This is a genomic window from Lentzea sp. NPDC003310 (assembly GCF_040610935.1).
In the GTDB taxonomy this organism is placed as follows: Bacteria; Actinomycetota; Actinomycetes; order Mycobacteriales; family Pseudonocardiaceae; genus Lentzea.
Genome location: NZ_JBEXNC010000038.1, coordinates 5,766 through 29,216 on the forward strand (window position 1 = coordinate 5,766; position 23,451 = coordinate 29,216).

The window sequence follows — 23,451 nt, forward strand, 5'->3', positions numbered from 1 at the left end:
TTCTGGCTTGCGTGGCCCGTCCGCCCGCCGCGCCAGTTCGTGCCGGCGCGCCCCCCCCCCCCCACGACGACGTCCTGGAGACCCGGCAGCTGCTCGCCAACCTGCGGTACCAGGCGGGTGATCCCGAAGGCGCCGCGCAGGAGCTGGAGCTGCTCCACACGGCGCTCGCACGGGTGCTGCTGCCCACCCACGACCGGATCACGAAGGTCAAGCGCGACATCGCGTTCCTCCAACGCGGCCGCTGACGCGGGAGAGAACACTCACACCGGCGGTCCGCGGCATGCCCTCCGCCCAGATTCGGGCTTGCAGCCCAGGTGAGGGTGGGGGACTCTTCTACAGTGAGTGAGGAAACGATCCAACTCGATCTCAACGAATCCGGGGTGGCCGTCGACCTGCCCTTGCCGGCGAACAACCGGGACGGTGTCCAGGGAGTTCCCTACCGGCCGGTCGAATTCCGAGACGATGATCTTCCGTCCGCTCTGGAACGCGCTGCCGCCTGGTTGCGGCAGACCCAGGAGTGGCTGGGCGAACCCGTGGACGTCATCGCAGTTCATCTCGACTACGACGACAGGCACGGCAACCCGTACTACGACCTCAAGTTGCTGTGCAACGAAGAGGACCTGGCGGGCGTGCCCAAGGTCATGCGAGAACACGAAGGGGCCGCTACCGGTCAGTAGCTTTTCCGGCTACCGTTCGGAAGCATGTCGGATCGCGTATATCCCCCGGTGATCGCCGCAGCGAAGCTCATGTTCAAGGTGCTCGACCTGCGGATCACCATCGAGGGGGCGCACCACGTCCCGCGCACGGGTGGAGCGGTGCTGGCGTCGAACCACGTCAGCTACCTGGACTTCATCTTCGCGGGCTACGGCGCGCACCCTTCGGGGCGCCTCACGCGGTTCATGGCGAAGCACGAGATCTTCGCCAACAAGATCGCAGGCCCGCTCATGCGCGGCATGCACCACATCCCCGTCGACCGGAGCGCGGGCCAGGCCTCCTACCAGCAGGCCCTGTCCGCGCTCCGCACCGGCGAGGTCGTCGGGATCTTCCCCGAGGCCACGATCAGCCGCTCGTTCACGGTCAAGGACATCAAGTCCGGCGCGAACCGCCTGGCGCACGAGGCCGGCGTCCCGCTCATCCCCGTGGCGCTGTGGGGCACGCAGCGGCTGTGGACCAAGGGCCGTCCCAAGGACCTGACCCAGCGGCACGTGCCGATCAAGATCCTCATCGGCGAGCCGTTCGAGCCCTCCCCCGGTGACTCCGGCGACGCCCTGCTGCGCAAGCGGTTGCAGGAACTGCTGGACCAGGCGCAGTCCTCCTACCCGAACGAGGCCGGTGCCTGGTGGACGCCGGCGCACCTGGGCGGCACCGCGCCGACACCCGACGAGGCGGCCGCGCTGGACGCACGCGGCGCGTGACGCGGTTCCGCCTGCTGGGGGAGATGGCGGTCGACGGCCGTCCGGTCTCCTCCCGGCACGCGGGCGTCCTGGCACTGCTGTTGCTGGACGTGAACCGCGTCGTGCGGACCGATCAGCTCGTGGACGGCCTCTGGGGCGAGCAGCTGCCCGCCAAGCCCCGTGACGCGCTCTACACCTACCTGTCCCGGCTGCGCTCCGTGCTGCCCGCGGACGTCCCGGTGCGGCGGCGTTCGGGCGGGTACGTGCTGGAGGCCGACCCCCGTTCGGTGGACCTGCACCACTTCCGCGCGCTCGTCGCCTCCGCCCCGGAGGACGACCACGCCCGCGTCGAGGTGCTGACCGGCGCCCTCGCGCTGTGGTCGGGCCAGCCCTTCACCGGCCTCTCCGCGCCCGGCTTGGACTCGGCGCGGACAGCGCTCGAGGCCGAGCACCTCGCCGCGCGACTCGACCTGCACGACGCGGCACTGCGCCTGGACAGGCACGCCGAGCTGGTGCCCGCGTTGCAGTCGCTGGCCGAGCAGCACCCGCACGACGAACGGGTCGCGCGCCAGCTCCTGCTCGCGCTCACGGCGTGCGGATGGCAGCACGACGCGTTGCAGCACTACCAGGCCCTGCGCGCCCGGCTCGCCGACGAGCTCGGCGTCGACCCCGCGCCCGAGACCCAGCTGACCCACCAGCGGATCCTCGCCGGGCAGCCGGTGTCGGCCGTGCCGCGCGAACTGCCCGCGAAGCCCGGCCACTTCAGCGCGAGGAGCGCGGAGCTGGCCGCGCTCACCGCGGCGACGACGAGCGGACCGGTGGTGATCAGCGGTCCCGGCGGCGTCGGCAAGACCGCGCTCGCGCTGTCGTGGGCGCACGAGCACCTGGACCTCTTCCCCGACGGCCAACTGCACCTCGACCTGCTCGGGTTCACCCCGTCCGGCGAACCGGTGCCGCCCGCGGACGCGCTGCTGCGGTTGCTCGCGGGCCTCGGCGTCGCGCGCGTGCCGGACGACCTGGACGCGCGTGCCGCGTTGTTCCGCAGCACGGTGGCCGACCGGCGGGTGCTGCTGGTGCTGGACAACGCCCTCGACAGCGCGCAGGTGACACCGCTGCTGCCGGGCACGGCGTCGTGCGCGGTGCTGATCACGAGCCGCGACCGGCTGGACGGGCTCGTCACGACCGGCCGGGCCGCGGCGGTGCCGCTCGGCGCGCTGTCCGCAGAGGACGCCCGGCAGGTGCTCGGCGACCGGCTCGGCACCGTCCTCGACAGCGATCCGCGGGCCGTGGACGAGCTGATCACCTGGTGCGCGGGCCTGCCGCTCGCGTTGAGCGCCGTGGCCGGGCACGCGCGCCTGCGGCCGGGCTTCGGGCTGGCGGTGCTCGCCGACGAGCTGCGCGACGAGTCGGATCGCCTGCGGGCACTGGACTTCGACGACGCGGCGGCGTCGCTGACCGCGGTGCTGTCCTCGTCCCACCGGGCGCTGGAACCCGGCCACGCCCGCACGTTCGGGCTCCTCGCGGCCGCTCCCGGCCCGGACCTCGGCCTGGCGTGCGCCGAGGCGTTGACGGGCGACCCGGCCGTGCGCGGCGACCTCCGCACCCTGGAACGGGTGTCGCTGGCCGAGGAGCACCTCCCAGGCCGTTGGCGGATGCACGACCTCGTGCGGCTCTTCGGCAAGACGCACGCCGCGCCCGCCGACCTCGACGCGGCGTTGCGCCGGCTGACCGACTTCGTCCTGCACACGGCGGTCGCGGCGGACCGGCTGATCCAGCCCGCCCGCCGGCCGATCGCGCTCGCGCCGCCGATCAGCGCACCGCTCGCGTTCGAGGACCGGGCCGCGGCGAAGGCGTGGTTCGACGCGGAACACCGCACCGCCCTGGCCCTGCAGCGCACCGCCGACGACACCGCGGCCTGGCAGCTCGCCTGGGCACTCGACAGCTACTCGGACCTCAGCCTGCTCCCACTCGACGACTTCATCTCCGCGATGCGTCACGGACTGGCCGCCGCACAACGGCTGGACGACCCCGCCGCGCTCCTCGTGCTGCACCTGTTGCGCGGCCAGCAGTGCCTGACCGTCAACGCCTTCCCCGAGGGCGAGCAGCACCTCCGCACCGCGATCGAGCTGGCCGAGGCGCAGCACGACCCGTGGCGGCGGCTCGGCGCGCTCATGACGCTCGCGCACCTCCTCGACCAGCAGGGCGATCCGCCCGCGGGCCTGGAGGTCGCGCTCGACGCGATGGCGCTGGCGCGGACGCTGGACGACCCGGCGTGGGAGGCCGAAGCCGCCTCCACCGTCGGCCTGCACGCGACGAAGGCCGGCGAGTTCGAGGTGGCGGAGGAGCACTGCCGCGCGTCGCTGGACCTGAGCCGGCACCACGGCGACCGCGACGGCGAGGCGCACGCGCTCTCGGGCCTCGGCTCCGTCCTCGCCGCCACCGGGCGGCACGACGAGGCGTTGACCGTGCTGGACGAGGCGGCGGCACTCTTCCACGAGCGCGGCCACCGGTTCCAGGAGGCCGTGGTGATGGAGAAGATCGGCGACTCCCGGCTCGCCCTCGGCCACGACCCGACCGACGCGCACCGGCGGGCGCTGGCGTTGGCTGAGCACCGGGAGGGAGGACGCGGTGCTGGCGTCCCGGCTGCGCGCCAAGCTCGCGGGGTCCCGCACCGCCGAGAACAGCGACTGACCTGGCGATACAAGGTTTCCCCAAGCACCGTTCGGCAGAGTCGTCAGTGCGCCCGGAGCGGTGAGGTGGAACTGGGGGATCTCACCGGCGAGGGCGCGAGGCAGCGGTCGGGGCCGGATGAAGCCCCCCAGGCACCGCCCCGACCGCCCTGCCTCAGGCCTCCGCCGGTTCCGGTGCGGCTGGTTCCGGCGCGGCCGGTTCCGCCGCCTCGTCCGCGGGCTTCGCCGCCGCGCGCGACTCGTCGCCCGTCGTGCGCAGCCGCTGCGAGATCACCTGCGAGATGCCGTCACCGCGCATCGAGACGCCGTACAGCGCGTCCGCGATCTCCATGGTCGGCTTCTGGTGGGTGATGATCAGCAGCTGCGAGCGGTCCCGCAGCTGCTGGAACAGGCCGATCAGCCGGTGCAGGTTCGTGTCGTCCAGCGCTGCCTCGACCTCGTCCATCACGTAGAACGGCGAGGGGCGGGCGCGGAAGATCGCGACCAGCATCGCCACCGCGGCCAGCGACTTCTCGCCACCGGAGAGCAGCGACAGGCGCTTGACCTTCTTGCCGGGCGGACGTGCTTCCAGCTCGATGCCGGTGGTCAGCATGTCGTCGGGCTCGGTCAGCACCAGCCGGCCGTCGCCGCCGGGGAACAGGACCTTGAAGACGATCTCGAACTCGCGCGCCACGTCCTCGTAGGCCAGCGTGAAGACCTCGAGGATCTTGTCGTCGACCTCCTTCACGACGGTGAGCAGGTCGCGGCGGGTGTCCTTGATGTCCTCGAGCTGCGTGGAGAGGAACTTGTAGCGCTCCTCCAGCGCCGCGAACTCCTCCAGCGCGAGCGGGTTCACCTTGCCCAGCAACGAGAGGTCGCGCTCGGCGCGCTTGGCCCGGCGGGACTGGGTGTCGCGGTCGTACGGCATCGGCTGCGGCTCGGAGACCTGCTCGCCGCGTTCCTTCGCCGCCTGGTACTCGGCCATCTCCGCGGCGGAGGCGGGAACCATGACGTCGGGGCCGTACTCGCCCACCAGGTCGTCGAGGCCGATGCCGAAGTCCTCGGCGATCTTGGTCTCCAGCTGCTCGATGCGCATGCGCTGCTCGGCGCGCAGGACCTCGTCGCGGTGCACGGCGTCCACGAGCTTCTCCAGCTCGCCGGACATCTCGCGCACGACGTTGCGCACCTGGGTCAGCAGGAGCTCGTGCTGCTGGCGCCGTTCCTGGGCCTGGTCGCGCTCACGGGCCGCACGGGACAACGAGATCTCGATGCGTTCCAGCGCCTGCTCACCGCCACGGGCAACGGCCTTCGCGACGACGGCACCGCGCGCACGGTGGGCCGTGGCGCGTGCGTGACGTTCGCGGGCCTCACGCTCAGCGCGTGCGGCACGGCGCAAGCCTTCCGCCTTGCCTTGCACGGCCCGTGCGCGCTCTTCTGCCGTGCGCTGCACCAGCCGTGCGTCCATCTCGCCCTGACGGGCCTGAGCCAGCTCCGCGGCCAGCGCGTCGCGCTGCTCGGTGTCCGGCTCGTCGTCCATGGTCTGCTCTTCTTCGGCCATCAGCAGCCGTTCCTCGAGCTCGCCCAGCTTCATCAGGGCGTCCTCGCGGGACTGCTCGACCTTGGCGCGCTGCTCGCTGATGCGGCTGACCTCGGCCTCCGCCGAGCGCACCGCCGCGACCATGCGGTTCAGCCGCTCGCCGGAGCGGGCCTGGCGGACCTTGGCCTCCTGCATGGCCTCCTTGACCGCGTCGAGCACCTTGCGGCGGGCCTGCTGCTCGGCACGAGCGCCTTCGAGCGCGGCGGAAGCGTGCTCCAGCGCCCGTTCCGCGGTCGCGAGCTGCTCCTGCGCCTCGTCGACGGCGGCCTGCACCTCGATGACGCTCTGGCCCTGGGCGCCGGAGCCACCGATCGCCCAGTCCGTGCCGAAGAGGTCGCCGTCCTTCGTGACAGCCCGGCCGTTGAAGCGGGCAGCGGAGTCCAGGTCCTCCACGACCGCGAGGCGGTCGAGGGCGCGGGCCAGTGCCGGACGCAACGCCTCGGGGGCGTGCACGACGTCGATCGCCCACCGCGCGCCGTACGGCAGGTGGCCCCACTGCGAGGTGTCCACAGTGGACCCGTACGAGCCGATCAGCACGCCCGCGCGGCCGGCGTCCTTGTCCTTCAACAGCTTCAGGGCGGCGAGCGCGCCGTCGCCGGACGACACCGCGACGGCGTCGGCGATCGGGCCGAGCGCCGCGGCCAGCGCGACCTCGTAGCCGGGGTCGACGGTCAGCAGCGCGGCGACGGAACCCAGCAGCCCCGGCACGTCCGACGCGAGCAGCGCGCCCGCACCGTCCTTGCGCGTGAGGCCCAACGAGAGAGCGTCGACGCGGGCGCGCCACGACGCGATGTCGCGCTCTGCGGTGCGTTCGGCCTTGACGAGCTCCTCGACGCGCTGCCGTGCGGCGTCGTTGGACTGGACGGCCTGGCGGTGGCGTTCGTCGAGGTCGTGGTCGTCCTCGTCCTCGGTGCCCGTGACCTCGCGCGCCTCGGCCAGTTCCATCGACGCGAACTCGACGCGTTCGGAAGCCTCGGCGAGCGTGCCGGAGAGGCGTTCGATCTCCTCGGCGGTGGCGTTCGTCTTGCTGCGCAACGCTTCCACCTGACCGGACAGGCGGGCGAGGCCCTCCCGGCGGTCGGCGATCGCGCGGACGGCGGCGATGTGCGCCTTCTCCGCCTGCGAGACCATGCGCTCCAGCTCGGCGCGCGTCTCGACGGCCTCGGCCAGCGCGATGCGGGCCTCGGTGACGCCCTCCTGGAGCTCCAGCTCCATCTCGGCGGTCTCCTCGGCCTCGCGGTCGAGGTCGTCGGGATCACGGCCACGAGACGGCGCGTCCACTACGTCGGACAGGTGGCGGGCGCGTTCGGCGGCCAGGCGGACCGTGCCGCGCAGCCGTTCCTCCAAAGCGGACAGCCGGTACCAGGTGTCCTGCGCTGCCTGCAGCTTCGGCGAGTCGGCGGCGACCCGCTCCTCCAGCTCGTTCTGCTGGTACTGCGCGGCCTGCAACGACTTCTCGACCTCGGCGCGGCGTACGCGGGCCTTCGCCTCGTCGTGCTCCTCCTGCGCGATGGCCTCGCGCTGCGTCACCAGGTCGTCGGCGAGCAGGCGGAGCTTCGAGTCCCGCAGCTCGGACTGGACGACCTGCGCGCGGCGGGCGATCTCGGCCTGCTTGCCGAGCGGCTTGAGCTGGCGGCGCAGCTCGGCCGTGAGGTCGGTGAGGCGCGTCAGGTTGGCCTGCATCGCCTCCAGCTTGCGCAGCGCCTTTTCCTTGCGCTTGCGGTGCTTCAGGACGCCGGCGGCCTCCTCGATGAAGGCGCGGCGTTCCTCCGGTTTGGACTCGAGGATCGCGGAGAGCTGGCCCTGACCGACGATCACGTGCATCTCGCGGCCGATGCCGGAGTCCGAGAGCAGTTCCTGGATGTCCATCAGGCGGCACGAGTTGCCGTTGATCTCGTACTCGGTGGCGCCCTCGCGGAACATGCGGCGGGTGATCGACACCTCGGTGTACTCGATCGGCAGCATGCCGTCGGAGTTGTCGATCGTCAGCGTCACCTCTGCGCGGCCGAGCGGCGCGCGGCCGGACGTGCCGGCGAAGATGACGTCCTCCATCTTGCCGCCGCGCAGGTCCTTGGCGCCCTGCGTGCCCATCACCCAGCGCAGCGCGTCGAGCACGTTGGACTTGCCGGACCCGTTGGGGCCGACCACACAGGTGATGCCGGGCTCGAAGCGCAGCGTGGTAGCCGAGGCGAAGGACTTGAAGCCCTTCAGCGTCAGGCTCTTGAGATGCACGCCGGGCAGAGTACCCAAACGCTTGCGGGTGATGCGGGAGGCGGGCCTTGACCTGCGTTTCTATGGACGGAGAGTAACCAACAGCCCGCTTTCGTCGGACACCTCCAGCCGGTCGATCTGGTCGACGCGGAACGACGTGGACCCGGGAATCCGCTCGTCAGCGGCGTGGTCGGACCCCCACCAGCCCCCGACCTCGCGCTGCCCCTTCCGGTCGAACACGATCACCTTGCAGCGTGCACCCGGCTTGACCTCGCCGAGCTTGAACCACATCTCCGTGCCCCACGACTTCGACACCATCTCGGCCTGGCCGTCCACCCCGGTCGCCGCGTCCTTCGCGGCCCAGGTGGGCGGTGCGGGCGTGGTCGGTGCCGCGACGGGCGGCGCCGGCGCCGGCCGCAGGAAGAAGAGCCCGCCGACGAGCGCGAGCAGGGTCAGGACGGCCGCGCAGGCGATCAGGACCCGCCGGTGGTCGCGCCGCGGCGCGGGCGGGCAGGCGGGGATCTCGTCCAGGTTCTCGACGTCGTCGGGGCTCAGGCGGCCGAGCAGCCCCGGCAGCGGGGCGAGCCGCAGCATCTCGGCCTGGCAGCAGTCGCAGTCGCCCAGGTGGCGTTCGAACGCGGCCCGTTCCTTCAGGTCGAGCGAGCCGAAGAGGTAGGCGCCGACGTCGACGGTGTGCTGGCAGCTCACGCCCCGGTCACCCCTCTCTCCTCCAGTGCGTCGCGCAGCGCCCGCAGCGCGTAGAAGCAGCGCGACTTGACGGTGCCCGGCGGGATGCCGAGCGTCCTGGCGGCCTCCGCGACGGTGCGGCGGCGGTAGTACAGCTCGATGACGACCGTCCGGTGCTCGGGCGTGAGCGCCCTCAGCGCCGACGCGATCTGCCACGTCTGCAGCACGTGCTCGACCTGGTCGCTGACCGGCGGGAGGTCCACCGGTTCGAGCGGCACCTCGGTCGCACGCGCGTTGCGGCGGCGGTACCCGGAGATCACCAGGTTCTTCGCCACCGTGTAGAGCCACGGTGCCGCGTCGTCCGGTGTCAGGTCCTCGTGGTTGCGCCACGCGCGGAGCAGCGTCTCCTGCACGACGTCCTCCGCCTGCTGGTAGTCGCCGTCGACCAGCCGCAGCACGTAGTGCAGCAACGGGCCCCTCCAGCGGTCGTACAGCTGGATGAGGACGTCTTCCGAGGAGTCCACGATCTCCTACTACGCCGCCTCCCGGGAAACGGTTCAGCGCTCCACGAACCCGGTCAGGTCACCCCTGGCGTCCGACCACTGCTCACCCACCGATTCGACGCGTCCCGGGGTGTCACCCGATCGGAGAGCGTTCAGGAGTTGTTCACACTTTTCGCGCGAACCCTCGGCGACGACCTCGACCCGTCCGTCCGGCCGGTTCGAAGCACTGCCGACCAGGCCTAGTTCCAGCGCCCTGGCACGCGTCCACCAGCGGAAACCAACACCCTGCACGTGTCCGCGCACCCATGCGTTCAGTCGTACGTCCACCTCCGAATGGTGGCGTAGTCACACCAGGTGACCAAAGACGCACGCTGGGGTTGTCACCCATTAGTGGTACGGTCCCGACCCGTGAGTGCCCGCAGCCTCTTACTCGGCCTGCTGATCGGTGCAACCGGTATCGGCGGTCTCGCCATCACCGGTACCTCCCCTCTCGGCATCAGCTTCACCAATGCCGCGCAGCAGGAGAGCACCGATGCGGCGAACCAGTTCGGCACAGGCAACGCGGCCGCCCCCAACGGAGGCAGACAGCCGTCCGAGAGCGGCACCGACACCGGTGCCCCCGTCTCGCAGACCTCCTCCTCGGTCCCCGCCACCTCGACGACGTCCGAGACGCCGTCCTCCACGCCTTCGACGCCCGCCGCGCCGACCACCACGACGACGCAGCCCGAGGCGCCCAAGCCGCCCGTCCAGACGCAGCCGCCGACCGGCCAGACCCCCGAGCAGGCCGTGCTCGCGCTCGTCAACGACGCCCGTGCCGCGGCGGGCTGCAAGGCCCTCGTGATCGACGACCGCATCACGACCGCCGCGCAGGCCCACAGCACGGACATGGCGACCAAGAAGTACTTCTCGCACACCTCGCAGGACGGCCGGACGTTCGACGTCCGCATGCGCGAGGCCGGCTACCCGAAGCCGGGCGGCGAGAACATCGCGATGGGCTACCGCGACGCCGCCGCCGTGGTCGACGGCTGGATGAAGTCGACCGGTCACCGGGAGAACATCGAGAACTGCAGCTTCACCACGATGGGCGTGGGGCTGGACACCCGCGGCAACTACTGGACCCAGAACTTCGGCCGCTGACCGTTTCGAGCAGGGGAAACTTCGTGTACGAGAGCCCGGAACCGGACTCGCGCCCGCGCTTCTTCAGGGGAGCGCCGCAGGTCGTCCTAGCCGCCTCAGGTGTCGTGCTGGCGACCGTCTTCGCCGCCGTCGCCTCCTTCGCCGCGGGCTCCGACACCGCGAGCGAGGCCCCGGCGACCCAGCCGCCGCGCAAGGAGGCCGTGCGCGACGCCCTGAGCATCGTGCCGACGTCCACGCCGACGCTGACGTCCGAGCAGACGTCGTCGACGACCGCCGAGACCACCACCTCGACGACCACGACGACGAAGAAGCAGACGCGGGTCACGACCATCACGCGTCCGGACGGCACGACGACCACGGTCACGACCGAGGAGCCGCCGCCCGTGGTCACCACGACCACGACCACCGCCGGCAACACGACGACCACCACGACGGCGGGCAACACCACGACCACCACCACCGCCGGGTCCAGCTCGACCACAACGACCGCGGGCTCGTAGGGTTACGCCAGTCACCGCCTTGTGACGCAGAGCTACACGAAGGTGTGGCTCCGCTGAGGCTTTGGTGCGTTTCCGCCGATAACTCGAACGCAAGACCATCCAACCGGGTTTCCCACGAGGAGATGGGTGTGTTCGAGGAAGATCATCCGCAGTCACCGCCCGAGGCGGCCCAGCTGAAGAAGCGCAAGGGCACGGCCGTGATGCTGGCTGCGGGCGGCGTGGTCGTCGCGACCCTGTTCGCCACCGTGGCGTCCATGCTGGCCGCCGCAGGCCGGGAGGCCGCCCCGGAACGCACGGCGGCCGACGTCGTGCAGACCATCACGAGCGTCGCGCCCGACGGCAGCACCAGCACCGTCGTCGTCACCGTGTCGTCCTCCGGCGCTCCCAAGAAGGCGTCCGCGCCGGAGCGCGACAAGCAGGCCGCGAAGCCGCAGGACCAGCCGAAGCCGGCCGCGCCTGATCAGCAGCCGCAGCAGACGACCGACCAGCCGCAGCCGACGCAGTCCGAGACGCAGAGCACGCCGCCGCCCCACACGGAGCCGCCGGCCACGTCGGACTCGTCCTCCGCCACCACGACGACCACGACGCCGCCGACGTCCACGTCGGCGGGCACGGGCGCGCCGGACCCCAAGCCCTAGGTCCCGGGAGTTCGTCCGGTGGCAGGCGCGGGCGAGAGGCCCGGAGACGGCCTGGCTCCGCCCAGCGTCGCGGCGGCCCGGAAGGTCCGCCAGGCGCTCACGGCTGGAACCGGTAGCCCATGCCCGCCTCCGTCAGCAGGTGCCGCGGCCGCGCGGGCTCCGGCTCCAGCTTGCGCCGCAGCTGGGCCAGGTACACCCGCAGGTAGTGCGTCTCCTTCTCGTACGCGGGTCCCCACACGTCGCGCAGCAGCTGCTTCTGCGCGACGAGCTTGCCCGCGTTGCGCGCCAGCACCTCCAGCAGGCCCCACTCGGTGGGCGTGAGGTGCACCTCGACGTCGTCGCGCAGCACCCGCTTCGCCGCCAGGTCCACGGTGAACGAGGCGGTCCGCACGACCGGTTCGTCCTCGGGGCCGGTCACGGCCGAGCGGCGGACTGCGGCGCGCAGGCGGGCGAGGAGCTCGTCCATGCCGAAGGGCTTCGTCACGTAGTCGTCGGCGCCGGCGTCCAGGGCGTCGACCTTGTCGGCCGAGTCGGTGCGGGCGGACAGGACGATGATCGGCAGGCTGGTCCAGCCGCGCAGGCCCGCGATGACGTCGGTGCCGTCCATGTCGGGCAGACCGAGGTCGAGGACCACCACGTCCGGCCTGCCGTCGGCGGCGAGCCGCAGCGCCGTGGCGCCGTCGGGTGCGGTGAGGACCTCGTAGCCCCTGGCCGCGAGGTTGATCCGCAGGGCGCGCACGATCTGCGGCTCGTCGTCGACCACCAGTACTTTTGTCACGCGACCCTCTCGTCGGCGGGCAGTGAGATCACCACGGTGAGGCCGCCACCGGGTGTGTCCTCCATGGTGATCGTGCCTCCCATGGCCTCGGTGAAGCCCTTCGCCACGCTCAGACCGAGACCGACGCCACCCGGCGTCCGGTCGCCCAGGCGCTGGAACGGCGCGAACACCTCGTCCGCGGTGCCGCTCGGCAGGCCGCGGCCGTGGTCCACGACGCGCAGCTCCACGTCGTCGCCGTGGGCGGAGGCGCGCAACGCCACGGCACCGGCGTAGCGCAGCGCGTTGCCGGCGACGTTCGCGATGACCCGTTCCAGCAGGCCCACGTCGGCGCGCACGGGCGGTAGCGACTCCGGGACGTCGACCTCGACGTCGCCGCTCTGGCCTGCCAGTGCCCGCGCGACGGCCTCGTAGTAGCCGACGGCGCGGAACTGCGGCTCGACGGCACCGGTCGCGAGGCGCGAGGAGTCGAGCAGGTTGTCGACGAGGCCGGTCAGGCGGTCGGCCGAGTCCTCGACCGCTTCCAGCAGCTCGGCGGTGTCCTCGTCCGACAGCGTCAGCTCCGGGTCGCGCAGCGAGCCGACGGACGCCTTGATCGAGGTCAGCGGTGTGCGCAGGTCGTGGCCGACGGCGGACAGCAGTGCCGTGCGCAGCTCGGTCCGCGACGCCTGGCGCTGGGCTTCGAGGGTCTGCTCGGCCATCCGCTGCTGCCGGAGCGCGAGCAACGCCTGCCCCGCCGCCGCCTCGAGGACCCGGCGGTCGGACGCCGGTAGCGAACGGCCGCGCAGCGCGAGGTGCACGTCCGGAGTCACGGCGATGTCGACGTCCGCGTCGTCGGGCTCGTCGCACGGCCCGTTGCCGACGCACGCAACGCGTTCCCACGAACCGTCCACGCGCTCCAGCAGCGCCACGGACGTGAGGCCGAAGTTCTCCTGCACGTTCTCCAACAGCCGTGCGAGCGGTTGTGGGCTCGTCAGCACCGTGCGCGCGTACGACGCGAGGAGCGTGGCCTCGGTGCGAGCGCGCGCTGCCTGTGTCGCACGGCGTGCGGCGTAGTCGACGACCAGCGCCGTGGACACGCCCACGATGATCATCGCGACGAACGTGAGCACGTTCTGCTGCGCGTCGATGGTGAACGTGTAGATGGGCTCGGTGAAGAAGAAGTTCAGCAGCAACGCGCTGAGGAGCGCGGTCGCGATCGCCGGCCCGAGCCCGCCGACGATCGCCACGACGAGCGTGACGAGCAGATAGCCGATCACGGTCGTCGAGAAGTTCAGGCCGCCGCGCAACGACGCCCCCGCCGCCGTGACCAGCGCGGGACCGGCCGCCGCGAGGAACCACCCCCACGCGAGCCTGCTCGGCTTCAGCGGGCTGCCGGTGAACCGGGCGCGCCAGCCGCCGGTCGTCGCCGGGTGCGTGACCATGTGGACGTCGATCGCGCCGGACTCCTGGACGACCGTGGAGCCGATGCCCGCCGAGAACACGCGCGCGAACCGCGAACGACGCGAGGTGCCGACCACGAGTTGTGTGGCGTTGACGCCCCGTGAGAACTCCAGCAACGCAGTGGGCACGTCATCGCCCACAACGGTGTGGAACGTGGCACCGACGTCCTCAGCGAGTTTGCGGTACTTCTGCAACGCGTGCGGATCCGCGCCTGCGAGGCCATCGCCGCGAAGGACGTGCACGACGAGAAGGTCGCCACCCGCGCGCGTGGCGATGCGACGCGCGCGCCGGACGAGCGTCTCGCTCTCCGCTTCACCGGTGATGGCGACGACGACCCGTTCGCGCGTCTCCCACGTGTCGGTGATCTGCTGTTCGGTGCGGTAGCGCAGCAGCGCGACGTCGACCTGGTCGGCGACCCACAACAACGCCAGCTCGCGCAGCGCGGTGAGGTTGCCGACGCGGAAGTAGTTGCCGAGCGCGGCGTCGATCTTGTGCGCCGCGTACACGTCGCCGTGGGCGAGCCTGCGCCGCAGCGCCTCCGGCGTGAGGTCGACGAGCTGGATCTGGTCCGCTTTGCGCACGACCTCGTCGGGCACCGTTTCCTGCTGCGGCACGCCCGTTATGCGCTGCACGACGTCGTTGAGCGATTCCAGGTGCTGAATGTTGACCGTGGACAGCACATCAATCCCGGCCTCGAGGAGTTCCTCGACGTCCTGCCAGCGCTTTGCGTTGCGGGATCCGGGTGCGTTCGTGTGCGCCAGCTCGTCGACGACGGCGACCTGCGGCGCGCGGGCCAGCACGGCGTCCACGTCCATCTCGGTGAGTTCGACGCCACGGTGCGTGCAGTGCCGGCGCGTGACGATTTCCAGTCCGTCGACCAGTTCAGCTGTCTTCTCCCGGCCGTGGGTCTCGACAAATCCGATGACGACGTCGGTGCCACGTTCCCGCCGCCGGTGCGCCTCCCCGAGAGCGGCGAACGTCTTGCCGACACCGGGAGCGGCACCGAGGTGGATGCGGAGCTCGCCACGTCTGGGTTTCGGACTCACCGGACCAGTCTGCCCTGGCCCGAGGTGGACCGTTCGGGGGTATGCGCTGCGCCACACGGCGAAACGAGTGCGCCTTCCCACAGTTCTGACAGCAGATCTGTCTCGTTGAATCATGCTTCAGCCCGGCGCCCGTTCGAGTGAGCACAGGTGCGCTTTTTACGCCGTTTACCAGCACATTTAAGTGTGCTGGACGCATGCCGTGACACCCCGCGTCACCACAACGGCCGAATGGGTTATCGGCACTTGGCGGATAGCGCACGGGGCGTGAATGAGGGAAAGTGCCAGGGTTCGTGTCCGAATTCGGACAATCACATGCGCGCGGAGAAACGATGCCCACCACCGTCACCAACCACGAGGCACTTCAACTCGTGGTGGCCGTGCACCGGCTGGTGCGAAGTCTTCGACAGGCCGCTCCGGCCCGTCGTTTGCAACCCACCCAGTTATTGGTGCTGTCAGAACTGAGCGCCCACGGCCCGATGCGGATCGGCGAGATCGCGGTGCGCGCGCTGTGTTCGCAGCCGACCGCCACAACCGTCGTGACCAGCTTGGAGTCCACCGGACTCGTCCGTCGCGAGCCGGACGCCGCCGACGGGCGAGCCACCATCGTCGTGCTCACCGAAGTCGGCCGGGAGACGATCCTGTCGCTCGCTCACGGTGAAGCCGAACTATTGAGTGAAAGAATGTCCGAGCTTTCGCCAGAAGACAGAGAACACCTGCGCTCGGCCATGCCGGTTTTGCGCCACCTGGCCGAACCGCAGGAGAACAAGTAGGAGCGGGACCCCCCGACGGGTCCCGCTCCAGGATTTACTTGCTTGGTGACACGGAAGTAGGTGGCACCGAGCTCGGAGTCGCGCTTCCAGAACTCGGCGGTGCCGTACTCGACGCGTCAGTCGGCGTTGATGACGGAGCGGACACGCTCGGTGTCATCGTGTAACAACGCCCGTTTTCGTAGCCGATCTTCGGCCGCGGATAGCGGTTTGCGGGAATCACCGGCTCGGGACCGTCCGTCGGCTCGTAGCAGCTGCTGTAGCCCTGCCGCGCGTTGATCGGCTGGCCGTCCTGGTCGTACAACAGCACGTTGGTGAGCAGCTTGCCGTTCTCGTCGTACGCATAGATGTTCTCGTACGTCTCCATGACCGGCCCCGAGTACGACGACCGCATCGTGCTGTTCGCGAGCTGGTCCGCCGTGACGTCGATGACCTGGAAGAGCAGCCCCACCGCCAGCGCCGAGGCCGGGAAGCTGAACCACAGCCAGCGCCGGTCGACCTTGGCGCGCGGCCCGGCGAACACCGAGACCACGGCGACCGCGGCGATGGCCAGGAACCCGAGCATGTCGCGGCTCGCGAGCAGCACGGCGCCGAGCCCGAGCAAACCGGCCCGCACCAGCCACCACGCGGGCTGCAACGACTTGAGGTAGGTCAGCGCGCGTTCCGCCGGCGTGCCCTGCTCCGGCGTGAGCCACTTCTTGAGGCGGTGCGTCTCCGGCAGGTTCATGATCTCCTGCTGCGTCGGCCCGCGGTCGTGCACGAGCGCGAGGCTGAGCACCAGGATCACGCCGGGCAGCAGCAGCACCGCCGGCTCGCGCAACGCCGCCGCCCCCGCGAGCAGCGTGACACCGGTGGCGACCACGAGCCCCCACGCGGCCGCACGAGGCCTGGTCAGCCACGCCTGCTTCGTCGTGACCGGCAACCTCTCGGTCCGCGCCGGGTAGCCGGCGGCCTGCCGGAGCTCCTGCGCGTACTGCTCGGGCGGCCCGAGCCGCTGCTCCAGGGTCTCGTCCTCACCGAGTTCGGTGGACAGCTCGGCGACGTGCGCCTCGACGTCCTCCATGATCTCGGCGACCTCGTTGGGCGGCAGGTCGTCGAGAGCCGCACGCATCCCGGCCAGGTAGTGCTCGACACCGAGCGCTTGCGTGTTCATGCTGCGACCTCCTCGAGCAAGCCGTCCAGCGTGCTCGCGAACGACCTCCACGTCTGACTCGACTCAGCCAGGCGCTCCCGCCCGGTCTCGTTGATGCTGTAGTACTTGCGGTGCGGCCCCTCTTCACTCGGCACCACGTACGAGGTCAGCATCCCCGCGTTGTAGAGCCGCCGCAGCGTGCCGTACACCGACGCGTCGCCCACGTCGTTCAATCCCCCGGCACGCAGTCTGCGCACCACGTCGTAGCCGTACCCGTCGTCCTTGCGCAGCACCGCAAGCACGGCCAGGTCCAGCACCCCTTTGAGCAGTTGACTGGTGTCCATGGTCCCCTCCGACCCGCTCTAGCGGTACGGACAGTACTACGCACTGCGCAGTACTGTCGAATCCGCTAGTACATCGGTGGCGGATGACAACGGCCTCCCAGGTCAGGGACCCGGGAGGCCGTCTCGATTGGCCCAACGTCAGCTCTGGCAGCCTGAGGCACCGGTCGGCTCGCCGAGTTTCACGGCCCCGAGCGTGATCTTGTTCTTCGCGTCGGGCCGGCCACCCGCCGCCTCGGACTGGCTCACCACGACCCAGTTCCGGTCGACCACCTGCTGCCTGCCCTGCCCCGTCGCGTCCTCGGACCCCAGCAGGTAGAAGCCCGCCTCCTGCAGCGTGTCCTGCGCCTTCTGCAGATCGAGGCACACGACGTTCGGCACGACGCCCTTGGTGGTCGGTTCCTGCGAGGAGTCGGTCGGCTTGCGCACCTTCAGCACCACGCGCGCCCCGCCCGGCGCCTCCGCGTCGGCCTCGGGCGACTGGGAGACGACCACCCAGTTCGACGGCTCCAGAACAGCACGCCCCTGCCCGGTCGCGTCCTCCTCGGCCACCTGGAAGCCCCGTCCCTTCAGCGACTCCCGTGCCTCGGCGAGCCGCAGGTCCACGACCTTCGGCACCTTCTGCCCGCTCTGTGCCGAAGACGCGGGAGCGGTGGTCGTCGTTCCCGGAGGGGGTGGTGCGCCCGTGCACCCGGCGAGGAGGAGTGCGAGCACGACGATGGCGATCTTCATCCGGTGGCCTCCGCTCATCGGTTCTCCACCACCGTGGCGGGAAAACCGAGCGCGCGCACTACGCCGGTGAACCGGTCCGGATCAGAACCGGGGGCGCGGCTGGCAACGCGGGCAGGAGTACGAGGACCTGTTCATGAACGGCTCGCGGATCATCGACGCCCCGCAGCGCTTGCACGGCCGGTTCTCCTGGCCGTAGGCGTTCAGCGAGCGGTCGAAGTAGCCGGACTGGCCGTTGATGTTCACGTACAGCGCGTCGAACGACGTGCCGCCCTGACCGAGCGCCTCACGCATCACATCGGTGGCGTGGTCCAGCAGTTCGGCGGCCTTGACCTTGGTGAGCTTGTCCGTCATCCGGGTGCCGTGCAGCTTCGCGCGCCACAGGGCCTCGTCGGCGTAGATGTTGCCGATGCCGGACACGAGGGTCTGGTCCAGGAGCGCGCGCTTGATCTCCGTGTGACGCAGGCGCAACGCGCGCACAGCAGACTCACGGGAGAACAGGGGGTCCATGGGGTCGCGAGCGATGTGCGCGACCGTGTCGGGCACCAGGGTGCCGTCGACCTCGACCAACTCGGCCAGCGCGAGGCCGCCGAAGGTGCGTTGGTCGACGAAACGGAGCTCTGGTCCGCCGTCGTCGAACCGGAAGCGGACGCGCAGGTGCTTCTCATCGGGGGCCGATGAGGGCTGGACGAGCATTTGGCCGCTCATGCCCAGGTGCGCGAGCATGGCGGCTTTGTCGGCCAGTTCCACCCAGAGGTACTTGCCGCGGCGCCTGGCGGCGGCCATGGGCTGGCCTGCCAGGCGCGCGCAGAAGTCCTGGGCACCCAGGTCGTGCCGGCGAATGGCTCGCGGGTGCAGCACCTCTACCGAGGAGATCACCCTGCCGGCGACGTGGGCTTCAAGGCCGAGGCGTACTACCTCGACCTCTGGGAGTTCGGGCACGTCAGGCTTCGGACTTGCCCTCGTCGACGGGCTGCGCCTCGATCACGGCGGCCTGCGGCTTGGTGGGCTTGAGCACCCACACACCCGCGCGGCTCGTGTCCCTGACCAGCACAAGTCCCTGGATTCCTCCGCTGCGGGAGGTGTTCACCGGCCCGCGGACGGTGCGGGTGCGGCGGTTGGTGCGGTTCCTGGTCGCATACATCGCGTGTCTCAGTCTTCCTCGGATGGGAGGGTCCCTGGCGTCACCGAGGCGCCGTTCTGTCCGTTCTTGGCCACGACCGACTCCTGCTCGGCCTTGACCCGTTCCGACAGAACATGATAAGCCGCTTCGGCGGCTTTCTGCTCGGCTTCCTTCTTGGTGCGCCCATCACCCTTGCCGTAAGGCTGGCCACCGACGAGCACCGTTGCGGTGAACTCCTTGCGGTGGTCCGGCCCCTGGTCGTCCACGCGGTACTCCGGGACGCCGAGGCTGGCTTGAGCGGTGAGCTCCTGCAGGCTTGTCTTCCAGTCCAGTCCAGCACCCAAAAGCGGAGCTTTGGCCAAGAGCGGATCGAACAGCCGGTGAACGAACGTTCGTGCGGTATCGATACCGAACTGCAGGTACACCGCACCGATGACGGCCTCGAGACCGTCGGCGAGAATGCTCGCCTTGTCCCTGCCGCCGGTCAGCTCTTCGCCCCGACCGAGCAGCAGGTGTGCGCCCAGCCCGCCCTTGCCCAGGTCACGCGCTACGCCCGCGAGTGCGTGCATGTTCACCACGCTGGCGCGGAGCTTCGCGAGCTGACCTTCGGGAAGATCGGGATGGGTGCGGTAGAGGTGGTCGGTGACGACCAGCCCCAGGACCGCGTCTCCCAGGAACTCGAGACGCTCGTTCGGCGGCAAGCCGCCGTTCTCGTACGCGTAGGACCTGTGGGTGAGTGCGAGCACGAGCAGCTCGGCGTCCAGGTGGACGCCGAGCGCTTCGAGCAGGTCCGCGCGGTCCGCTTGCGGTGCGCGCGGCGGCTTTCCCCCCACTACGACGGCGAGGAGATCAGGCCGGCTGAGCGACCTGGCGGCCAGCGTACTGACCACAGGCCGGGCAGGCGACGTGCTGCGGCTTCGGCTGGCGGCAAGCCTTGTTGCTGCACGCCACCAGGTGCACGGCAGACGTCTTCCACTGGGAACGGCGCGCACGGGTGTTCGAACGCGACATCTTCCGCTTCGGGACGGCCACGACTACTTCTCCTCCGAGTTGTCATCGCTGAACCGCTCTTGCAACGCGGCCCAACGAGGGTCAATCGTCTCATGCCCGTGGTCGGGCCCGAGCTCCGCCCACCTGCCACCACACTCGGAGCAAAGCCCCTTGCAGTCCGGCTCGCAGAGCGGCGCCTGCGGCAGGGCGAGGACGATGGCGTCCCGCACCACAGGCTCGAGGTCGATCAGATCGTTCTCGATCCGACTGACCTCGTCTTCATCAGTGGTCTCGTCCGTGGTGCTGTCCGGCCACGCGTAGAGCTCCGTGATCCGGACTTCGACCTCATCGGTGATGGGCTCGAGACACCTCGAGCACTCACCTGCGACCTTGGCGAACGCGGTCCCCGAAACCAGCACACCCTCGACGACCGATTCGACGAGGAGGTCGAGCTCGACCTCTCCGCCCTCGGGCACCGCGATCACCCCGAGCAACCCCACGCCTGCGGCGGGAACCGACTTCACGAAGGGTCGGCTCGACCCGGCGCGACGGCCGATGTCCCTGGTGTCGATGACCCAGGGACCGGAAGCTGTGGGACGCGTGGACGCGTGACGATGCTCAGTCATGATCAGATTGGTTGCCGGCGGGGACCTACCACGTCCAGCCGTTCCAGGGTACGGGACGAGCCCCCCGCGCGTGAAATCGGCAGGTGATCGCACCTGTCCGACGTAGCGCGAATCACACGTTCAGGCTCGTCCGAGGACGCTGGTTCGTCAGGAACCGTAGTCGAACGGCGCCGCGGCACCCGCGACGGCGGGACCCCGCAGGTGCGACCGCCCCTTGCCGACCGAACGCAGCGTGTGCGCGAGCAGGTCCTCGAAGTCCGCGAGCTTGCCGTCCACGTACGCGTCGCACTCCGACCGCAGCCGGATCGCCTCGCTCTGGGCGGCGTCGAGGATGCGCGCCGACTCGGCGTGCGCCGCCCGGACGACCTCCTGCTCGTTGACGAGCCTGGCCTGCTCGGCGCGGCCGTCCTCGGTGGCGCGCTCGTAGTTGGCGCGCCCCGCCTGGACCATCCGCTCGGCCTCGGCGTGCGAGCGGCCCACCAGGTCGTCGTACTCCTGGCGGCCGGCGGCCACGGTCCGTTCGGCCTGGTCCTCGGCCTCGGCGATCATCCGCTCGGCACGGGCGCGCGCGTCGGACAGCATCGCCTCGGCCTCGGCCTGCGCCTCGGCGAGCATGCGGTCCGCGTCGGCGCGCGCCTTGGACACCCCGGACTCGGCCTCGTGCTTGGCCTTGCCGACGAGCTCTTCCTTGTGGTCCAGCACGTCCTGCGCGTCGTCGAGCTCCGCGGGGATCGCGTCGCGCACGTCGTCCAGCAGCTCGAGCACGTCACCGCGCGGCACCACGCACCCCGAGGTCATCGGTACTCCGCGCGCTTCCTCGACGATCGTGACGAGCTCGTCGAGTGCCTCGAACACCCGGTACACGTCTCACTCCCCTAACCCCTGGAACTCCCACCCACAAGTGTGCCCTGCCGATCTCCCCGGGACCGGGACGTCGGCAGGGCGTGTCAGGATTTCCCCAGAGCAGACGCGGGGGAACCATGAAGATCACAATCAGGCGAGCGGTCGCGGCCGATGTCCACCCGATCGTGGAGATGCTGGCGGACGACCCGCTGGGCGCGCGGCGCGAGACACCGGGCGACCCGGCCTACCTGAAGGCGTTCGAGGTGATCGACGCCGACCCGCACCAGCACCTGGCGGTGGCGGAAGCGGACGGCGAGGTCGTGGGCACGCTGCAGCTGACGTTCACGTCGGGCCTGTCGCGCCTGGGCATGACCCGCGCGACCGTGGAGGCCGTGCGGGTGCGTTCCGACCAACGCGGCAACGGCCTGGGCGAGCGCATGGTGCGGTGGGCGATCGAGGAGGCGCGTGCGCGCGGGTGCGGCCTTGTGCAACTCACGACGGACGCGTCCCGCACGGACGCACACCGGTTCTACGAGCGACTCGGGTTCACCGCGTCGCACGTGGGCATGAAGCTGACCCTCTAGCGGGTCTCCTCGAGGCGCTGCTTGAGGCGCTGCTCGATGACGGCGGGCAGCAGGGTGGAGACGTCGCCGCCGTAGGTGGCGACCTCCTTGACCAGCGAGGACGCCAGGTAGGAGTACTGCGGGCTGGCCTGCATGAAGAGCGTGTCGACCCCGGTGAGCTGGTGGTTCATCTGCGCCATCTGCAGCTCGTAGTCGTAGTCGCTGACCGCGCGCAGACCCTTCACGATGGCCTTGATGTTGTTCTCACGGCAGTAGTCGACCAACAGCCCGTGCCACGAGTCCACGCGCACGTTCTCCCACTGCTTCGTGACCTCGCGCAGCATCTCCTGACGCTCTTCGACGTCGAACAAGGTGCGCTTGTTCTTGTTGATGAGCACGGCGACGACAACCTCGTCGAACAGGTGCGCGGCTCTCCCGATGATGTCCAGGTGACCGTTGGTTACCGGGTCGTAGGAGCCGGGGTACACGGCACGTGTCATGAGGCGGACGTTAGCACCCGATCGGACGCCTCCAGGCGTGTCCGTGGTTCTCGTCACCCATCAGAACGCACCTGCCCCCAGTACACGGCGGTGTCCCCATAACGCTTGGCACGCAAGGATTCCACCTCTTCGGGCCACGCTGGTTCGCCACTTCGCGAAGCACGTTCCACGATCAAGACGGCCTCCGGAGCAAGCCGCGGCACGACACCTTTGAGCACCTTGGCGAGCTCGTCGTCCCCCACCGCGTACGGCGGATCGGCGAACACGACGTCGAACGAGTCCCCTTCGCCCGCCACGTACGCCTCGGCCGTCCGATTCGCGATGATCACACTCTTCGCGAACCCGAGCTCCTGCGCGTTCCCTTTGAGCACGTCAGCGGCCCTCTTGTCGGACTCGACGAACGTCGCGTGCCCAGCCCCCCGGCTCAACGCCTCGAACCCGAGCGCCCCGGACCCCGCGTACAGATCCAGCACCCGAGCCCCGTCGAGGTCGAGCATGGCCTCCAGCGAACTGAACAACGCCTCCCGCACCCGCTCGGACGTGGGCCGCGTGCCCTTGGGCGGAACCTTGAGCCTGCGACCTCCCGCGGACCCGGCAACAATTCGTGTCACCACCCCATCGTCCCAGGTGCATCCTGTGCCGATGACCCGCCACCGCGACTCGGGCGACTGCCTGTGCGCACTAGCCACCACGCCAGTCCTGGTGACCTGCCCGTCGTGCGCAGCACAAGCACTCGCGACCAACGACCGACTCGTATGCCCAACGTGCGCGCACGTACGTCCTTACAAGCGCATCTGGTGCTGGGACATCCGAGCAGTCATCCCCGACCTGTGGCTCCAGACACCATGCGCAGGCCACACGCTGTGGGCACTCAACGCAGCACACCTATCCCTGCTGGAGTCCTACGTAAGCGCCAAGCTGCGCGAGGACCCAGACCCGTCGTCAACACGACGGATGACGATCCTGGCCAAACTCCCAGCATGGCTGAAGTCGGCAAAGCACCGCGACGAGGTACTACGAGCCATCACCCGCCTACGCACCACCACGCCCACGTAGAGGCACGCCCCACGGCGAAGCCGAAGGCGAGCCGTCCTTACCAAACGGCTTCGGCGGTGGGGTCCCATCACGAGTCGCGCCATAGCTCTTGCTGCACCTGAGGGGTGAGGTCAAGTCGACACGCTTTTCGTCGACTTGACCTCACCCATGCATGTCCGTCGAGAACTCGATCATGAACTGG

General features: G+C 70.1%; 25 protein-coding genes and 1 pseudogene. 9 read left to right on the forward strand and 17 right to left on the reverse strand.

The features are described from left to right. The 4 genes and pseudogenes from ABZX02_RS43185 to ABZX02_RS43200 form a co-directional block, all read left to right on the forward strand. Positions 1 to 245 (forward strand): hypothetical protein (locus ABZX02_RS43185; protein ID WP_355307784.1); only part of this gene is annotated, 245 nt, incomplete at its 5' end. 93 nt (positions 246 to 338) lie between these two features. Continuing rightward, entirely contained in the window at positions 339 to 677 is a 339-nt protein-coding gene (locus tag ABZX02_RS43190; protein ID WP_355307786.1) for a hypothetical protein, read from the forward strand. A 24-nt stretch (positions 678 to 701) separates the two neighbouring features. Next, entirely contained in the window at positions 702 to 1,415 is a 714-nt protein-coding gene (locus tag ABZX02_RS43195) for a lysophospholipid acyltransferase family protein (RefSeq protein ID WP_355307788.1), read from the forward strand. Between the two features lie 23 nt (positions 1,416 to 1,438). Next, positions 1,439 to 3,874: pseudogene (locus tag ABZX02_RS43200) on the forward strand (BTAD domain-containing putative transcriptional regulator); the annotation flags it as partial. Positions 3,875 to 4,238: 364 nt separating this feature from the next. Here the strand turns inward: ABZX02_RS43200 and smc are convergent. Genes smc through ABZX02_RS43220 form a run of 4 tightly spaced genes read right to left on the reverse strand, consistent with a single transcriptional unit; the run spans position 4,239 to position 9,388 of the window. Continuing rightward, complete coding sequence (smc, locus tag ABZX02_RS43205) at positions 4,239 to 7,892, reverse strand: chromosome segregation protein SMC (protein WP_355307790.1); 3,654 nt, start codon at positions 7,890 to 7,892, stop codon at positions 4,239 to 4,241. Positions 7,893 to 7,952: 60 nt separating this feature from the next. Next, positions 7,953 to 8,579 (reverse strand): zf-HC2 domain-containing protein, encoded by a 627-nt coding sequence (locus ABZX02_RS43210; RefSeq protein WP_355307792.1) that lies wholly within the window; start codon positions 8,577 to 8,579, stop codon positions 7,953 to 7,955. Next, positions 8,576 to 9,082: a sigma-70 family RNA polymerase sigma factor gene (locus ABZX02_RS43215; protein ID WP_355307794.1), complete on the reverse strand. Its 507-nt coding sequence runs from the start codon at positions 9,080 to 9,082 to the stop codon at positions 8,576 to 8,578. The genes ABZX02_RS43210 and ABZX02_RS43215 overlap by 4 nt, the downstream gene beginning before the upstream one ends. Before the next feature lie 33 nt (positions 9,083 to 9,115). Then, positions 9,116 to 9,388, reverse strand: a complete 273-nt coding sequence (locus ABZX02_RS43220; protein ID WP_355307795.1) for an acylphosphatase — start codon at positions 9,386 to 9,388, stop codon at positions 9,116 to 9,118. An 81-nt stretch (positions 9,389 to 9,469) separates the two neighbouring features. Here ABZX02_RS43220 and ABZX02_RS43225 point away from each other — a divergent pair, with 81 nt between their 5' ends. From ABZX02_RS43225 to ABZX02_RS43235, 3 genes are all read left to right on the forward strand, one after another. Beyond that, a complete protein-coding gene (locus tag ABZX02_RS43225) occupies positions 9,470 to 10,198 on the forward strand; it encodes a CAP domain-containing protein (protein ID WP_355307797.1) in 729 nt (242 codons plus the stop codon). 23 nt (positions 10,199 to 10,221) lie between these two features. Then, entirely contained in the window at positions 10,222 to 10,698 is a 477-nt protein-coding gene (locus ABZX02_RS43230; RefSeq protein WP_355307799.1) for a hypothetical protein, read from the forward strand. 128 nt (positions 10,699 to 10,826) lie between these two features. Beyond that, positions 10,827 to 11,336 (forward strand): hypothetical protein, encoded by a 510-nt coding sequence (locus ABZX02_RS43235; protein WP_355307801.1) that lies wholly within the window; start codon positions 10,827 to 10,829, stop codon positions 11,334 to 11,336. A 97-nt stretch (positions 11,337 to 11,433) separates the two neighbouring features. Here ABZX02_RS43235 and ABZX02_RS43240 read toward each other — a convergent pair whose 3' ends face one another. Both ABZX02_RS43240 and ABZX02_RS43245 read right to left on the reverse strand, forming a co-directional pair. Then, positions 11,434 to 12,114, reverse strand: coding sequence for a response regulator (locus ABZX02_RS43240; RefSeq protein ID WP_355307803.1), 681 nt, complete (start codon positions 12,112 to 12,114; stop codon positions 11,434 to 11,436). Next, on the reverse strand, positions 12,111 to 14,600 hold the full coding sequence (locus ABZX02_RS43245; protein WP_355307805.1) for a DUF4118 domain-containing protein: 2,490 nt from the start codon (positions 14,598 to 14,600) through the stop codon (positions 12,111 to 12,113). Before ABZX02_RS43245 ends, ABZX02_RS43240 begins: the two co-directional genes overlap by 4 nt. Positions 14,601 to 14,929: 329 nt before the next feature. Between ABZX02_RS43245 and ABZX02_RS43250 the strand changes: the two genes are divergently transcribed. Next, complete coding sequence (locus ABZX02_RS43250; RefSeq protein ID WP_285645804.1) at positions 14,930 to 15,370, forward strand: MarR family transcriptional regulator; 441 nt, start codon at positions 14,930 to 14,932, stop codon at positions 15,368 to 15,370. Between the two features lie 34 nt (positions 15,371 to 15,404). Here the strand turns inward: ABZX02_RS43250 and ABZX02_RS43255 are convergent, their stop codons facing one another. The 9 genes from ABZX02_RS43255 to ABZX02_RS43295 form a co-directional block, all read right to left on the reverse strand. Next, positions 15,405 to 16,520 (reverse strand): hypothetical protein, encoded by a 1,116-nt coding sequence (locus ABZX02_RS43255; protein ID WP_355307807.1) that lies wholly within the window; start codon positions 16,518 to 16,520, stop codon positions 15,405 to 15,407. Next, the gene (locus ABZX02_RS43260) at positions 16,517 to 16,843 is read right to left on the reverse strand and encodes a PadR family transcriptional regulator (protein WP_355307808.1); all 327 of its coding nucleotides are present in this window, start codon (positions 16,841 to 16,843) and stop codon (positions 16,517 to 16,519) included. Before ABZX02_RS43260 ends, ABZX02_RS43255 begins: the two co-directional genes overlap by 4 nt. A 138-nt stretch (positions 16,844 to 16,981) precedes the next feature. Beyond that, the gene (locus ABZX02_RS43265) at positions 16,982 to 17,590 is read right to left on the reverse strand and encodes a PASTA domain-containing protein (RefSeq protein WP_355307810.1); all 609 of its coding nucleotides are present in this window, start codon (positions 17,588 to 17,590) and stop codon (positions 16,982 to 16,984) included. A gap of 63 nt (positions 17,591 to 17,653) precedes the next feature. Next, positions 17,654 to 18,511, reverse strand: coding sequence for a bifunctional DNA-formamidopyrimidine glycosylase/DNA-(apurinic or apyrimidinic site) lyase (gene mutM / locus ABZX02_RS43270; protein ID WP_355307812.1), 858 nt, complete (start codon positions 18,509 to 18,511; stop codon positions 17,654 to 17,656). Between the two features lies 1 nt (position 18,512). Further along, positions 18,513 to 18,713: a hypothetical protein gene (locus ABZX02_RS43275; protein ID WP_030467960.1), complete on the reverse strand. Its 201-nt coding sequence runs from the start codon at positions 18,711 to 18,713 to the stop codon at positions 18,513 to 18,515. Positions 18,714 to 18,721: 8 nt separating this feature from the next. Next, a complete protein-coding gene (gene rnc, locus ABZX02_RS43280) occupies positions 18,722 to 19,525 on the reverse strand; it encodes a ribonuclease III (protein WP_355307825.1) in 804 nt (267 codons plus the stop codon). Between the two features lie 16 nt (positions 19,526 to 19,541). Then, positions 19,542 to 19,724: a 50S ribosomal protein L32 gene (gene rpmF, locus ABZX02_RS43285; protein WP_030467958.1), complete on the reverse strand. Its 183-nt coding sequence runs from the start codon at positions 19,722 to 19,724 to the stop codon at positions 19,542 to 19,544. A 2-nt stretch (positions 19,725 to 19,726) separates the two neighbouring features. After that, positions 19,727 to 20,308, reverse strand: coding sequence for a YceD family protein (locus ABZX02_RS43290; protein ID WP_355307815.1), 582 nt, complete (start codon positions 20,306 to 20,308; stop codon positions 19,727 to 19,729). A gap of 147 nt (positions 20,309 to 20,455) precedes the next feature. Beyond that, the gene (locus ABZX02_RS43295) at positions 20,456 to 21,172 is read right to left on the reverse strand and encodes a DivIVA domain-containing protein (RefSeq protein ID WP_355307817.1); all 717 of its coding nucleotides are present in this window, start codon (positions 21,170 to 21,172) and stop codon (positions 20,456 to 20,458) included. Between the two features lie 116 nt (positions 21,173 to 21,288). On the opposite strand from ABZX02_RS43295, the gene ABZX02_RS43300 reads away from it, so the two are divergent. Next, positions 21,289 to 21,735, forward strand: coding sequence for a GNAT family N-acetyltransferase (locus ABZX02_RS43300; RefSeq protein WP_355307819.1), 447 nt, complete (start codon positions 21,289 to 21,291; stop codon positions 21,733 to 21,735). Here ABZX02_RS43300 and coaD read toward each other — a convergent pair. Beyond that, the gene (coaD, locus tag ABZX02_RS43305) at positions 21,732 to 22,214 is read right to left on the reverse strand and encodes a pantetheine-phosphate adenylyltransferase (protein WP_355307821.1); all 483 of its coding nucleotides are present in this window, start codon (positions 22,212 to 22,214) and stop codon (positions 21,732 to 21,734) included. The two genes, ABZX02_RS43300 and coaD, sit on opposite strands and share 4 nt — an antisense overlap. Positions 22,215 to 22,267: 53 nt before the next feature. Then, complete coding sequence (rsmD, locus tag ABZX02_RS43310) at positions 22,268 to 22,825, reverse strand: 16S rRNA (guanine(966)-N(2))-methyltransferase RsmD (RefSeq protein ID WP_355307823.1); 558 nt, start codon at positions 22,823 to 22,825, stop codon at positions 22,268 to 22,270. Positions 22,826 to 23,451: the final 626 nt, after the last annotated feature.

Bases quoted from the DNA above. Each gene is read 5' to 3' on its own strand.
- ABZX02_RS43255 (WP_355307807.1), bottom strand. From the start codon at position 16,520: ATGAACACGCAAGCGCTCGGTGTCGAGCACTACCTGGCCGGGATGCGT.
- ABZX02_RS43260 (WP_355307808.1), bottom strand. From the start codon at position 16,843: ATGGACACCAGTCAACTGCTCAAAGGGGTGCTGGACCTGGCCGTGCTT.
- ABZX02_RS43195 (WP_355307788.1), top strand. From the start codon at position 702: ATGTCGGATCGCGTATATCCCCCGGTGATCGCCGCAGCGAAGCTCATG.
- ABZX02_RS43275 (WP_030467960.1), bottom strand. From the start codon at position 18,713: ATGTATGCGACCAGGAACCGCACCAACCGCCGCACCCGCACCGTCCGC.
- coaD (WP_355307821.1), bottom strand. From the start codon at position 22,214: ATGACACGTGCCGTGTACCCCGGCTCCTACGACCCGGTAACCAACGGT.
- ABZX02_RS43250 (WP_285645804.1), top strand. From the start codon at position 14,930: ATGCCCACCACCGTCACCAACCACGAGGCACTTCAACTCGTGGTGGCC.
- ABZX02_RS43300 (WP_355307819.1), top strand. From the start codon at position 21,289: ATGAAGATCACAATCAGGCGAGCGGTCGCGGCCGATGTCCACCCGATC.
- ABZX02_RS43265 (WP_355307810.1), bottom strand. From the start codon at position 17,590: ATGAGCGGAGGCCACCGGATGAAGATCGCCATCGTCGTGCTCGCACTC.
- ABZX02_RS43290 (WP_355307815.1), bottom strand. From the start codon at position 20,308: ATGACTGAGCATCGTCACGCGTCCACGCGTCCCACAGCTTCCGGTCCC.